15 protein-coding genes are annotated in these 14548 nt (G+C 31.2%); all 15 read left to right on the plus strand.

Annotated features, from left to right (window positions below; all coding sequences use genetic code 11):
• Positions 1-4 precede the first annotated feature (4 nt).
• The 15 genes from M2326_RS12710 to M2326_RS12780 all read left to right on the plus strand — a co-directional run bounded on the left by M2326_RS12710 (position 5) and on the right by M2326_RS12780 (position 14545).
• Entirely contained in the window at positions 5-1087 is a 1083-nt protein-coding gene (locus tag M2326_RS12710) for an acyltransferase family protein (RefSeq protein ID WP_264619934.1), read from the plus strand.
• Between the two features lie 319 nt (positions 1088-1406).
• On the plus strand, positions 1407-2540 hold the full coding sequence (locus M2326_RS12715; protein ID WP_264619935.1) for a polysaccharide (de)acetylase: 1134 nt from the start codon (positions 1407-1409) through the stop codon (positions 2538-2540).
• Position 2541: 1 nt separating this feature from the next.
• A complete protein-coding gene (locus tag M2326_RS12720; RefSeq protein WP_264619936.1) occupies positions 2542-3111 on the plus strand; it encodes a serine O-acetyltransferase in 570 nt (189 codons plus the stop codon).
• Between the two features lie 16 nt (positions 3112-3127).
• Entirely contained in the window at positions 3128-4255 is a 1128-nt protein-coding gene (locus M2326_RS12725) for a glycosyltransferase (RefSeq protein ID WP_264619937.1), read from the plus strand.
• Between the two features lie 236 nt (positions 4256-4491).
• Positions 4492-5658: a glycosyltransferase family 4 protein gene (locus tag M2326_RS12730; protein WP_264619938.1), complete on the plus strand. Its 1167-nt coding sequence runs from the start codon at positions 4492-4494 to the stop codon at positions 5656-5658.
• A 4-nt stretch (positions 5659-5662) separates the two neighbouring features.
• On the plus strand, positions 5663-6781 hold the full coding sequence (locus tag M2326_RS12735) for a glycosyltransferase family 4 protein (RefSeq protein WP_264619939.1): 1119 nt from the start codon (positions 5663-5665) through the stop codon (positions 6779-6781).
• 138 nt (positions 6782-6919) lie between these two features.
• Positions 6920-7150 (plus strand): acyl carrier protein, encoded by a 231-nt coding sequence (locus tag M2326_RS12740; RefSeq protein WP_264619940.1) that lies wholly within the window; start codon positions 6920-6922, stop codon positions 7148-7150.
• 11 nt (positions 7151-7161) lie between these two features.
• Positions 7162-8220: a ketoacyl-ACP synthase III gene (locus tag M2326_RS12745; RefSeq protein ID WP_264619941.1), complete on the plus strand. Its 1059-nt coding sequence runs from the start codon at positions 7162-7164 to the stop codon at positions 8218-8220.
• A complete protein-coding gene (locus M2326_RS12750) occupies positions 8220-8981 on the plus strand; it encodes an SDR family NAD(P)-dependent oxidoreductase (RefSeq protein WP_264619942.1) in 762 nt (253 codons plus the stop codon). The genes M2326_RS12745 and M2326_RS12750 overlap by 1 nt, the downstream gene beginning before the upstream one ends.
• 54 nt (positions 8982-9035) lie before the next feature.
• A complete protein-coding gene (locus M2326_RS12755) occupies positions 9036-9662 on the plus strand; it encodes an MBL fold metallo-hydrolase (protein ID WP_264619943.1) in 627 nt (208 codons plus the stop codon).
• A gap of 155 nt (positions 9663-9817) precedes the next feature.
• Entirely contained in the window at positions 9818-10465 is a 648-nt protein-coding gene (locus M2326_RS12760; protein WP_108741960.1) for an acetyltransferase, read from the plus strand.
• A gap of 150 nt (positions 10466-10615) precedes the next feature.
• Positions 10616-11341: a sugar transferase gene (locus M2326_RS12765; protein ID WP_264619944.1), complete on the plus strand. Its 726-nt coding sequence runs from the start codon at positions 10616-10618 to the stop codon at positions 11339-11341.
• Positions 11342-11417: 76 nt separating this feature from the next.
• Positions 11418-12125 (plus strand): YdcF family protein, encoded by a 708-nt coding sequence (locus M2326_RS12770; protein WP_264619945.1) that lies wholly within the window; start codon positions 11418-11420, stop codon positions 12123-12125.
• A 44-nt stretch (positions 12126-12169) separates the two neighbouring features.
• Positions 12170-13321 (plus strand): LegC family aminotransferase, encoded by a 1152-nt coding sequence (locus M2326_RS12775; RefSeq protein ID WP_264619946.1) that lies wholly within the window; start codon positions 12170-12172, stop codon positions 13319-13321.
• A gap of 12 nt (positions 13322-13333) precedes the next feature.
• The gene (locus M2326_RS12780) at positions 13334-14545 is read left to right on the plus strand and encodes a polysaccharide biosynthesis protein (protein ID WP_264619947.1); all 1212 of its coding nucleotides are present in this window, start codon (positions 13334-13336) and stop codon (positions 14543-14545) included.
• Positions 14546-14548 lie beyond the last annotated feature (3 nt).

Genomic DNA, 14548 nt, shown 5'->3' on the forward strand with positions numbered 1-14548 from the left:
TAAAATGAATATTAGCAATAAATTTGACATCTCTTTAAGCCAAAAATTAAAAGTTCTTTCATTTATATTAATGATATTTGTTGTATTTATACACTCCTATAATCTTGGTTACTCAACTACTAATCAATTAAATAGTATAAATTCACAAGTAAACCACTTTATTCAAAACTTTATTTCGCAAGGAATAAACAGAGTTGCTGTTCCTTTATTCTTTTTCATATCAAGTATTTTGTATTTTTATAAATTTGATTTATCATTAAGTATTTATCGAAAAAAAGTTCAAAGAAGGGTAGTTACTTTATTAATACCGTATATAGTATGGTCATTAATTGGAATATTTCTATATTTAATATTACAGGTCAATCCATTAACGAGCAGGTATTTTTCTGATAATAATCAATTAATTGTCAATTACTCTTTAATTAAAATACTTGACACAATTTTTATCGATCCTATACCATTTCAACTTTGGTTTATTCGTGATTTATTTATACTTGTATTAGTCTCACCAGTAATAGAATTATTAAATAAGTATTCTAAAGGTTATTGGTTAATCATTTTATTTATCGCATGGCTTTACCCATTATCTATAATTATTGTTAAGACTGGATCATTGTTGTTTTTTTCATTTGGAGCTTTCATAGTTAAAAATAGATTTGAATTACTTTTAAAGAAGGTTCCTTTTAGATTAGTATTTATTTCATCTATTATTTGGATTTTATTCAATATTTTATATGCAATAAATTACTTACATCATTCAAATTATATTTTTGCAATGATAAATAAGATTTTTATAATAATAGGCGTCTTTTCTATTTGGTCAATATATGACTATATAAGGAATAAAAATCTATTAACTCTTTCGGATTCAATTTTAAAAACGACATTTTTCTTATTCGTTATGCACGAACCTTTTCTTACGTTTTTAAGAAAATTAATGTTAGTATTAGTTGGTAAAAATGAAATACAATTATTAATGATATATTTTCTAAGTGCAATCACAGTAATAATAACTAGCATATGTGTTGGCTTGTTATTTAAAAAATATTTGAAAAAAATATACTTTATTTTGACTGGAGGTAGATGATTTTTGGTGCGAGAAATTGATAGTATACAACTAAATTTAAATTTTAACTAATATAGGTAATTTTAAAAAAAATACTCTTTTTAAGATGCTGAACTATTTAACAAATGCAATTTAAATATTTAAAAAATTGGATAGCATATTAAGGCAATAAATCAATACTATCCAAATCATAAAAAATAAATTAGATCAAAAACTTAGTATGCAAAATCGATATGATTGCTAAAAACTATTTGTATAATAAATTTAAAAAAAGTGAAAAAACTAAAATATATAACTACTCCTGAACTAGGAGATTTGATAACAAAAAATAGAAATTAAAATGTTTAAAGATGTTCAAAAAAAAATAAAACGAACGTTACTAAATTTACCTGGCTATCATACAAAACGCAAAATTCTGGTTATTGAAAGTGATGATTGGGGAGCTGTTAGAATGCCTTCTAAACAAGTGTATCAAGATTTACTAAATAAGGGCTTACATGTAGATAAAGACTTATATTGTAGGTATGATAGTTTAGCTACAACTCAAGATTTGGAAGCTCTGTTTGATTTATTAAAGACATTTAAAGATAAAAATGGTCAAAACGCAATACTTACTGCTAACGCAGTAATGGCAAATCCCCATTTTGAAAAAATACGAGAACACCAATTTTCGGATTATTACTTTGAGCCTTTCACAGAAACATTAAAGAGAAATCCATCAACACATAATTCGTTTGAATTATGGAAAGAAGGCATGGAAGCAGGAATATTCAAACCACAATTCCATGGTCGAGAACATTTATACGTCAAAAAATGGATGCACCAACTACTTGAAAATGATAAACTTACGCATGTAGCTTTTAATATGGGAACTTATGGACTGACTGCAGATGTAGATTCTTCCATAAAGGTAAATTATATGGGTGCATTTAATTCTGGGTTAAAAAATGACACTGAAAACTTTAATGTTATTTTGAAAGAAGGTCTTGTAATGTTTGAACAATTAATAGGATATAAATCTACATCGTTTATTCCAACAACTTATACTTGGCATCCTGATATTGAAAATAATTTAAAAAAAAATGGTGTTAAGTATCTTCAGGGTATGATTCACCAGAGGATTCCCATAGACGATGATCAAAACTTCAAATATAAAAAAAACAATTTTTTAGGAAATAAAAGCAAATCAGGACTAACCTATATTTCAAGAAATGCTCATTTTGAACCAAGTCACTTCAGAGATAAATTTGATGTTGTTGAGGATGCATTCAACGCAATTAAAATTGCTTTTTCTTGTCAAAAACCCGCTGTAGTATCAATGCATAGACTAAATGTAATAGGTGCTATTGACGAAAGTAACAGGACTACAAACTTAGAACTTTTAAAAAAATTACTTACAAAGGTATTACAATTTTATCCTGACGTAGAGTTCATGAGTTCTGATGAATTGGGGGACCTGATTAATACAAATTAACATGATAAATAATTATACAGATTATAAAGACTACATCAATTACGAAGAAAGTAAAGAAGGTTTTATAAAAAAATATATTGTTAGAGAACCTACAGCAAAATTCTTAAAACTTTTAAGAAAAACGGAATACTTTTATAATTCAAAGAGTATGTGGTCTAAATTATTTTTCATCTACTACTACGTTTTATATAAGAAAATCTCACTAAAAACAGGCATTACCATACCAAAAAATGTTTGTGAAAAGGGCTTGTTCTTACCTCATTTTGGATCAATTGTAGTAAATGCAAATTGTAAAATTGGAAAAAATTGCATGATTCAAAATAATGTTAATATTGGTACTAATGGCGGAAGTAGTATTGCTCCAAGAATTGGCGATAATGTATATGTTGGACCAGGTGCAGTAATTTTTGGAGATATAACAATTGCAGATAATTGCTACATAGGTGCCAATGCAGTTGTAAATAAAAGTTTTTCCGAACCTTACTCAGTAATCGTAGGTATTCCAGCACAAGTTGTAAAGAAAGAAACGATGGTTTGGTGGCAAAAAAACAAGTTAAGTTTAGAGTTTTAAAACAGATTAGAATACGATGAAACATAAATTACTTTTCTTAATCCCATCATTAACAGGAGGCGGAGCCGAAAGAACATTAATTAATCTATTGCAAAAACTAGATTATAGTAAGTTTGAAGTTGACCTAGTAGTCGTGTTAAAAGATGGAATCTATCTAGAAAATGTTCCTAATGAAGTAAAATGTATTTTCTTGTTTCATAACAAGATGCTAGTACGAATTTTAGCATGGATGCAAAAGAAAATAGGTTTTAACTATCTTCTAAAAAAAACTACCCAAAATAAAATTAGAGGACAATATGATTTAGGGATTTCATTTTTGGACGGAAATTTTACGGATTTACTTTTTTTTATGAAAGGGCTAAAGAAAAGATTTACATGGGTTCATAGTTCGTACCAGACCAATCGAAATTTTGCTAGGTTCTATGAAAACACAAAATATGTTCAAAAATTAAAAGAGGAGCGATATGGTCGTTTAGACGGAATATATTTCGTTTCAAATGATGCAAAAGAAGAATTCATCGAAGTTTTTGGCGAATATCCTAAAATGGAAGTGATTTATAATTTCATTGATACCAAATCTGTTTTAAAAAAGGCTGAATTAGAAACTTACCCAAAGAGTAATTTATTTGAATTTGTTGCATTGGGAAGTTTATTAACAGTAAAAGGATTTGATAGGTTAATTAGAGCCTCAAAAATTGTAAAAGAAAAAGGGTTTAATTTTAAAGTATCAATTCTTGGAAGTGGTGCAGAAAAGAATAACCTAGAATCACTTGTAAAGGAAATTAATTTAAAAGAAAATATTGATTTTTTGGGATTTATTAGCAATCCATATCCTTTATTAAAAAATGCAGATGTTTTCATTATGAGTTCAGTCTCTGAGGCACTTCCTACTGTACTTTGTGAAGCTATGATTTTAGGAAAAGCGACTTTGGTTACAAATTGCAGCGGATGTAGAGAAATTGTTGCAAATGGCCATTTTGGACTAATGGCGGAGCAAAGTGATCAAAGCCTTGCAGAAAATATGATTAAATACGTTTCCGATCCAAACCTAGTGATTCATTATGAACTTCAGTCTCTTAAAAGGTCCGAACTTTTTGATGATAAATTAGTACTAGCAGCTTATAATGAAATTCTAAGTCAATAAAGTTTAAAAGATTTTAGACCCCAGAAATAAATCGTCTCCTATTCTTCAATTAATTTTCTTTTTAGCCAGCGATAGACAAGTTTTCAGCATCGAATTCTAAGCATTAAAATCTAAATTAAAAAAAGTAGTAGTCGTAACAAAAAAACCTATAGCATATTCATATCAGGAATTTGATATGAAAATTTCGATACTGAAATTCAGTTTATTAAGTTCATAAAAAAAAATAAAAAACAAAGATGAAAAAAGTTTTATTTGTGCATGATGGACCAATTTATACTAATGATGATAAATCCATTTTTTATGGTGTACATTATAACGATACTTTAATACAGCGCTATTCTTATTTTGGAAATTCCGTAAATTTCTTAATGAGACGTGCCGTAGTAAGCGAAAAAGATGGACAGAATTTCTCCATTATTAAGCATCCTGCTTTTTCGTTTATTGAAGTCCCAAATTTTAAGTCTATCAAAGCTTATTTTAAGAAAACTGAAGCAATAGCTATCATTAAAAAAGCAGTAGATGAACACGATGTAATTATTTTGCGTTTACCCAGCGCTATTGGAGCAATAGCTTTTGAATACGCTAGCAGCATCAATAAACCTATCCTTATAGAAAAAGTAGCTTGTGTGTATGACGCTTTATGGAATTACGATTGGCGAGGCAGATTAATCGCTAGCCAAAAAATGAAAAAGTACCAAGACATTTTACAAAAGGCTTCTCATACCATCTATGTAACCGACCATTTTTTGCAAAGCAGATATCCTACAGAGGGTAAATCTATAGGATGCTCTGATGTAATTGTAACTGACTTAGATGATGCTATTCTAAATAAAAGGATACTTAAAATTGTAAATCTTCCTAAAGTAATAACAATAGGAACTGTCGCGGCCATTGATGTTCCATATAAAGGTCAAGCCGATGTAATACAGGCAATTGCTATTTTAAAGAAACAAAACATTCTCTTTAATTATAAAATCGTAGGTCAAGGAGATGCAAGCAGACTAAATAAAATTATTGAACAATGTCAAGTGGCTGATTTAGTAGAAGTAGTAGGGCCTTTAAAGTCAGCTGAGGTTTTTGATTTTTTGGATACGCTAGATTTATACATTCAACCTAGCAAACAAGAAGGATTACCAAGAGCTGTTATTGAAGCGATGAGCAGAGCTTGTCCCGTTTTAGGGTCTAATATTGCAGGAATTCCGGAATTAATTAATAAAAACTCTTTATTTAAGGCTGGAAATGTTGGTGCAATTGTAAAGTTACTAAGAGATTTATCTAAGAACAGTTTAGAGCAATCGGCCAGAGAAAATTTTTTAAAAGCAGAAACGTTTAAAAAAGAAACATTAGACAGTAAAAGAGAAGAATTTTACAAAGAATTCAAAAAAGATTTTAACCTATTATAAAGTAATGAAAAAGAAAGTTCTTTTTACCGCTTCTATAGCCAAGCACCTATTAAGATTTCATTTACCCTATTTAAAATGGTTTAAAGAGGAAGGTTATGAAGTACATATTGCTTGTGAAGGCGATGAAGAAGTCCCGTTTACAGATAAAAAATGGATGGTTCCTTTCGTAAGAAGTCCATTTTCTATCGGACATATCAAATCTTTCAAAATTTTAAAAGAAATAATTGACCGTGAACAATATAGTTTGGTTCATTGTCATACACCAATGGCAAGCATCGTAACTAGACTTGCTGCCAAAGAAGCTAGAAAAAAAGGAACGAAGGTATTATATACAGCTCATGGCTTTCATTTTTATAATGGAGCTCCTCTTTTAAACTGGCTAAGCTATTATCCTATAGAAATTTTCACAAGTGTTTATGCAGACGCAATCATTACAATCAATAAGGAAGATTATGAGCGTATAAGTAAAAAAGGAAATAAAAAAACAAACTATTTTTTGATTCCAGGCATAGGTGTAGATAATAAAAGATTTAATGTCGTAAGCAAGGAGGAGAAAAATAAACTAAGAGAAGAAAAAGGCTTTAGTCAACAAGAGTTTATAGCCATTTACGCCGCTGAGTTTATTAGCAGAAAGAATCATCAATTTCTAATTGAAGCGATAGCGGATCATAAAGAAGAACTTCCGAACCTTAAAATTTTATTTTGCGGTAGAGGCGAATTGAAGGATAAAATGGAAATTCTGGTCAAAGATAAAAAATTAGAATCCATAGTTCACTTTATGGGTTTTAGAAATGATATTGATGAACTCTTTAAAATGTCGGATTTAGGAATTTCTTCAAGTAAACAAGAAGGCCTTGGACTCAATTTAATCGAAGAAATGATGTGCGGTTTACCCATCATAGCTACAAAAGATAGAGGACATAAAGAAATCGTACATTCAGGGAAAAATGGCTATTTATTTGAACAAGAGGATAAAAAACAATTTATAAATTTTCTTAAGTATCTATACGATAATCCAGAATTGAGAGAGAAAATGGGCAAAAATGCATTTGCTGTTTCCCACAAATTTGAAATTACAAATTCACTTAAGGAGATGGCTATAATTTATAAAAAATTTATATAAAAATAAAATTATAGACTTTAGGTAACTGTAACGTTATTTAACTACTTTTTTATAAAATAAAAGTGAAATTTTATTTTATAAAACCAATCTTAATAAAGTAAAACCCTTATTTAAAAACATAATAATATAAATAAAAACATGGAAGCAAAATTTTTAGAAATGATTTCAGAAGTATTTGAATTAGAAGACAAAACTATAGCAATGAGAGATACCTTTCGTGATTATGACGAATGGGATTCCTTAACAAGGCTTTCTTTAATTGCTGAAATTGACGATGTTTACGACACCGTCATTGAAGAGGAGTCGTTCAAGCACTTAACCACCCTAGGTGATATTTTTACCGAAATTCAAAAAAGAACAAACTCTTAAATTATTATCAAATGGCAACACTTTCGTTTAAAAACATAGGTATTTCAGGAATATCAGCAGCAGTACCAAAAAATACTATTGATAATTATGCCTACACTAAATTTTTTCCAGAAGAAGATGTTAAAGCTATTGTGGACAAAGTAGGTATTAAAGAACGACGATTTGCTACAGAAGGAATGTGCGCATCTGATTTGTGTTTTTCGGCGGCAGAACAATTAATTAGCGACCTACAAATAAACAAAGAGGAGATTGATTTGCTGGTTTTTGTATCACAAACTCCCGATTATCGTATGCCTGCAACATCCATTATTTTACAACACCGTTTGGGTTTAGGGAAACATACCGCCGCTTTTGATATTAGTTTAGGTTGTTCCGCTTTTATTTACGGTCTATCTATAGTTTATGGATTAATGCAAAGTGGTGGCTTTCGAAAAGCATTATTGTTGGATGGCGAAACCCGATCTAAAGTATATTCACCAAAGGACAGGAAAACAGCATTTCTTTTTGGAGATGGTGGCGTTGCTGCGATTATCGAACAGAATGAAAAATTTGGTAAAAGCTTTTTTTCTTTAAATTCTGATGGATCAAAAGCTGATTTAATAAAAATGGACGCAGGCGGTTATCGAAATCCCTCTTCGTCAGAAACAACTACGGAAAAGGTAGTGGATGAGTATGGAAATATTAGAACCGACGAACACGGCTATATGAATGGTGCCGATGTATTTAATTTTGTTTTGAAAGAAATTCCTAAAAATTTCAAATCGGTTTTGGAACAATCTAATAATACGAATGAATCAATTGATTTTAATATCTTTCATCAAGCCAACGATTATATGAACAATTACTTGGCAAAGAAATTAAAATTAGAGGAAAAAAAAGTTCCTTCAAGTATCGCTCAATTTGGGAATACCTCATCGGTATCAATTCCATTAACTATCGTGAGCCAACTACAAAATCAATTACAAGGTTCGAAAAAGTTAATGTTATGCGGCTTTGGAGTAGGAATGTCTTGGGCTACCGCTCAAATTAACTTAGTAGATTGTAAAATTAGTAATATAGTAGAAATTTAATGAACAGTAACCCTTTTAGCCTTTCTGGAAAAAAGTTAGTAATTACAGGTGCTTCATCTGGTATTGGACAACAATGTGCGATTACAGCAAATGCTTTAGGTGCCTTCGTAATTCTCATAGGACGCTCGCAAGAGCGATTAGAAAAAACAGCTTGCCTGTTAAGTAATATGGATTATTTGATACTAGCAACTGATATTACTGATTATGAAACTACTACAACTCGTCTAGAAGAATCAATTAAAAACATGAAAATTGATGGCATCATTCACGCAGCAGGAATTTCTACTACTCTACCCCTACGCAACATTACACCACAAAAACTACAACCCTATTTTGAGACCAATGTTTTTGCAGCAATAAACATTACCAAATTGTTAACCAAAGTAAAGTTTGCTAATCCACAAGGAATGAGTATTGTATTTATTTCTTCTGTTATGGGAATAGTTGGTGAATTAGGAAAAACCATCTACAGCCTAACAAAGGGAGCACTTGTAGCAGGAACAAAATCATTAGCTCTAGAATTGGCCAGTAAAAAAATTAGAGTGAATTGTGTGTTACCTGGTGTAGTCGAAACGCCTATGAGTGCAAGTGCCGTTTATTCACAAGATGCGGAAGCGTATGACAAAATAAAAAGTTTCCATCCTATTGGATTAGGGAAACCCGAAGATGTAGCGAATGCCTGTGCTTTTTTAGTTAGTGATGGCTCCCGCTGGATTACAGGAACTAATTTAGTAGTTGACGGTGGCTATACAGCCAAATAAAAAACCATTGATAATCTTTTAGAAGCGAAAGCAATAATCACTCCACTTTATCAAATGCTTATAAAAATCCAAGCGGTAACCAATGAACATTTTAAGGCCAATACTTATATAATAAAAAGTAGCACCAATGAAACTGCCTGCTACTTAATTGATATAGGGAATTATGATGGTGTAATGAATATATTGGAAAAGAATCAATACATAAAAAGTGTTTTTTTGACTCATGCACATTATGACCATATTTGCGGAATAAATGAAATCGTAAATCAATTCCCAGAATGCACCATTTTTTGTTCGAAATATACAAAGGAAGCACTACAAGACAGTAAGGTGAATTTATCTTTTTATCACAATACTCCCGTTATTTATAAAGGAAACAATGTAAGAATTCTCACTGAAGAAGATACTTGTGACCTATTTGTCAATGTTAAACTTACGACATTAGAAACTCCTGGCCACAATGAAGGAAGCCTAACCTTTAAAATTGAGCAAGCTATTTTTTCAGGCGATTCCTTAATTCCTGAAACAGCTGTAATTACCAAATTAAAAAGTGGCAATAAAGCTGATGCAAAAAAGAGCATTATAAAAATACGAGACAATGCAAGTAAAAATGATGTCATCTATCCAGGACACGGAAATTTTTTTGAGGCTAATAAAATAAATTGGAACTTTTATCTATAGTTTATTCAATAATTGATAAAAGACTACAACCATTTGTAGTTAAAGCTATTTAACAAAAACTAACCTCCATTCTAAAGTCAAATATTTGAATAAAAAGTAAACAGCATTTTTTTTTCAAATCACAAAATTTAGTTTTAAAGAACAAATACAGTACAATGAAAAACATAATTATTATTGGCTGCGGTTCCCATGCCTCAGAACTTGTTGATTATATTGAATATATAAACAATCATTCCACCACCAAGCAATTCAACATTAAAGGTATGATTGATAATACAAATACTCATTACCTGCACTATAATTACAATTATACATTTTTAGGAAATATTGATGATCACCTAGTTGATTTTGATGTTTATTATCTACTTGGTATAGGAAATGTTTCGATTAGAAATAAGGTTTTGGAAGAATTTAAATCTAAAAACGCAAAATTCACAGGTATCATACATCCAACCGCATTAATTTCAAAATCAGCTGAAATAGGTGAAGGTACAATCATATCTCACAATGTTTCAGTAGGACCTAAAGCAAAAATCGGTTCATTTAATGTTATTAATTCTAGATGTACAATAGGCCATGATACCAGAATTGGTGATAGTAATTTTCTAAGTCCTCAGGTAGTATTAGGTGGATATGCAAAGATTGGGAATTCAAATTTTTTAGGTACAAACAGCTGTTTACTCCCTGAAATCGAAATTGAAAATAATAATAAAATAATGGCCGGTATGACTATCACCAGCAAAGTAAATAACGATGAAACGGTATTCTTTAGGTATAAGGAAAAGCTTATTATTAGACAGTAAAAACTTCTAAATATGCAAATGAAATAAAATTAGAAATAGTACCTAATTTAATATTATTTATCCTGCCCAACTTCAAATATTCATCAACTTAAAAACAGAGGTCAAACAAACTTAATTAACTGACATTAAGATTGATTAATTATAAAATTTATGAAAAAAACTGCAACTAATAGTATCTATTTTATATTAAAAAGGTCTTTTGATTTACTAGTGTCGCTAGTGGGAATAATAGCCCTTTCTCCACTATTAATTATCATTATATTGATCCTTAAGTTTAGTGGTGAAGGCGAGATATTTTACTTGCAAGAGCGCATGGGGCTCAATAAAAAGCCTTTTCATATTTATAAATTTGCAACAATGCTTAAAAATAGTCCAAATCTGGGCAATAAGACTTTGACCGTAAGAAATGACCCGAGAATTACAAAGACAGGTCAGTTTTTACGAATGACTAAAATCAATGAATTACCTCAGATCATAAACGTAATCAAAGGAGATATGTCGCTTGTAGGTCCAAGGCCGTTACTATCAAAAAGTTTTGAAAAATATGCTCCAGAAGTACAAAGTGTTATTTACAAAAATAGACCCGGTATAACAGGACTTGGTTCTCTGGTTTTCAGAGATGAGGAGCTATTGGTAACAATGTATAAGGAGCTGGGCAATGATCCCGTAGAATATTACAAAACCAATATTTTTCCACATAAAGGAGCACTTGAGGTATGGTATTATAACAATTGTTGTGTATTGATAGATCTCAAAATACTTTTTTTAACATTTTGGTCCTTGGTTAATCCTAAATCTCAATTAGTGTACATAATATTAAAAAATCTACCAATCAAGCCTACTTCATTAACTGTTGCAGGACTTAAAAACCTATAAAAAATTAAAAATAAACTTCTATCAGTAAAATATTAGAATACTTGTTTGTTGATAGTATTTTATACTGTTAATCATTATGGACCAAATAAAAAACAAAAACTATAAAATGTTTGTAGCTTATAGTCTAATAGTAATTGTACTTTTCTTAGTTTGTTCAACAAGCTATATCCCAAAAAAATTAATTAATTCTATAGAAATAAAATTCAAACCTATCGCTACCAGTACATTACACTCTTCCAGATTGTACTATGTATACGTGCTAGGTGCAGGGGCATCTGCAGACAGTAGACTTCCCCCCATTATGAACTTATCCTCCACTACCCTAACCCGCTTAGTTGAAGGCATAAGAATATACAATAGGTTACCACATGTTATTTTGGTGACGTCAGCAGCCATGAAAGGGCGAAGAATAAGTCAGGCAGAATTAAGTAAAGAAGCAGCAGTTTCACTGGGAGTAAAAAAACAAAATATTTTAATGCTGGAAACACCAACCTCAACTTTGGAGGAAGCCATGGCCTTCAAGCACAGATTTGGTACCAAAAAAAACATAATTCTGGTTACAAGTGCACTCCATATGCCAAGAGCTGTTGAAATATTTTCTGATCAAGGTATAAAAGTTATACCCGCACCTACCGACTATTTATACAAGGAGTTTGGCTCTATTCAAAGTGGTATAACATTTCCGTCTTTTAACTCAATAAATTTATTAACCATTTACCAAACTACAGTACTCAAACACCTGTATTATAAATGGATTAAAAAACCTAAAGACACAATATCTTAATAGACATTAAAAAAACTTTCCATTCACATTTTAATTTACAATTTATGATCCCATTATCAGTCCCTTTCCTAAATGGAAACGAGTGGAAGTATGTTAAAGATTGTCTCGACACGGGCTGGATTTCATCTGCCGGTTCCTACGTTAATCAATTTGAACAACAAGTAGCACATTATGCTGGAGCCAAATACGGAATTGCTTGTATGAACGGTACCGTAGGTTTGCATATCGCTCAAATTCTTTCTGGAGTAACAGCTGACGACCACGTTATTGCGCCCAATATTACTTTTATTGCCACATTAAATGCAATCAAATACACTGGAGCTTCCCCTATCTTAATTGATGTAGATCCTAAAAATTGGCAAATGGATTTGGACCTTTTAGATGCTTATTTAGGAGACAATACAATTGAAAAAGAAGTAGACGGTATATTGTATTCATTTCATAAATCTACTAACAAATGTATTAAAGCAATTATGCCTGTTCACGTTTTAGGAAATATTGGTGATATGAATCGCTTACAAGAAATTGCCACTGCCTTTCACCTTGACGTCATTGAAGACAGCACAGAAGCTCTTGGAACATTATTCCAAGGAAAACATGCTGGAAGTTTTGGGAAATTTGGTGTTTTTAGTTTCAACGGTAACAAAATTATCTCTACCGGTGGCGGTGGTGTTATAGTTACAGATGATGAAGAACTTGCCAAAAAAGCAAAACATTTAACAACGCAAGCAAAAGCTAGTGCGATGGAATACCTTCATGACGAAATAGGATATAACTATAGATTAGTAAATGTTTTAGCAGCAATTGGCGTTGCGCAAATGGAAGAATTCCCAACACTTCTAGAAAATAAGAAGAGAATGGATAGCTATTACCGTTCTCAGCTTTCGGCAGTTGGTGATATAGAATTTCAATATGTTTCACCTGATGTAGAAGCCAATTGCTGGTTATTCACTTTTAGAACGAAACACATGCGAGAACTCTTAGCATACCTCAACGAAAACGGAGTACAATCGCGTCCATTTTGGGTACCGATGAATCAATTAAAAATGTTCAATGAGGACATTTACGTATCTACCGATGACCATTCTAATCAAGTTTATCAAACCTCTATTAGTATTCCAAGTTCGGCAGGAATCTCTTTATCCCAAATGGAAACAGTAGTACAAACAATTAAGGCATTCTATACAACACACTAAACTTTATAAAAAATGAATATAATTGACATTCCAGAATTTATTAAAGGATATATTACTAAAAGACCAAAAAGCTTATTCGCTCTAGATATTGACAAATATAGCGATTTATTGTCTGACAAAATAAAAGGGAAAAATGTACTTGTAATTGGTGGAGCAGGTACAATAGGCTCCTCGTATATCAAAGCGGTTTTGGCTTTTGAGCCAGCAAAACTAGTTGTTGTAGATACTAATGAAAATGGACTAACGGAGTTAACAAGGGATTTAAGAAGTACACCAAATCAATTTGTTCCTGAGGAGTACATTACATATCCTATGAGCTTTGGTGACGCTGTGTTCGAAAAAATGTTTTTGTCTCACAGCCCATTTCATATCGTGGCAAACTTTGCAGCACATAAACATGTACGCAGTGAAAAAGATCAGTTTTCAATTGAAGCAATGATTGAAAACAATGTTTTTAAAGCAAAAGCCTTTTTAGATTTATTACTAAAAAACAAACCAGAACATTTTTTCTGCGTATCAACAGATAAAGCTGCTAATCCTGTAAACGTTATGGGCGCTTCCAAAAAATTAATGGAAGAAGTAATTATGGCCTATAGTTCAGAAATACAAATTACAACTGCTCGTTTTGCCAATGTCGCCTTTTCAAACGGTTCCTTGCTGGCGGGTTACATAGAGCGTTTGTTAAAAAAACAACCTATCTCCTGCCCTGCTGATATCAAACGATTTTTTGTATCACCAGAAGAAAGCGGTCAAATCTGTATGCTAGCTTGTATGCTAGGTCAAAGTGGAGAAATCTTTTTTCCCAAATTAGAAGAAGAAGAACAAGTATATTTCAAAACCATAACACAGGATTTTTTCAAAGCATCTAATCGCGAAATAGAAATATGTAATTCTGATCAAGAAGCGCGAGAAAAGTCATTATTATTATCAGAATCAGGTCCTTATCCAGTTTATTTCTTTAGTTCAGATACATCAGGTGAAAAGCTATATGAAGAATTTTACACTGATACTGACGAAGTCAATCTACTACAATTTGAAAGTTTGGGAGTGATAAAAAATGCTCGAAAACTTGCTGTTGCAGAAATTGAAATGTGCTTAAAGGATTTACAACAACTTATGAATTCGGGAAATTATGATAAACAAACTATAGTAGAAAACTTAAAAAAATATCTGCCTGATTTTGAGCATATAGAAACAGGTAAAAGTTTAGACCAAAAAATGTAAAAC

It is taken from the genome of Flavobacterium psychraerolatum (assembly GCF_025960985.1).
Classification (GTDB): Bacteria; Bacteroidota; Bacteroidia; order Flavobacteriales; family Flavobacteriaceae; genus Flavobacterium.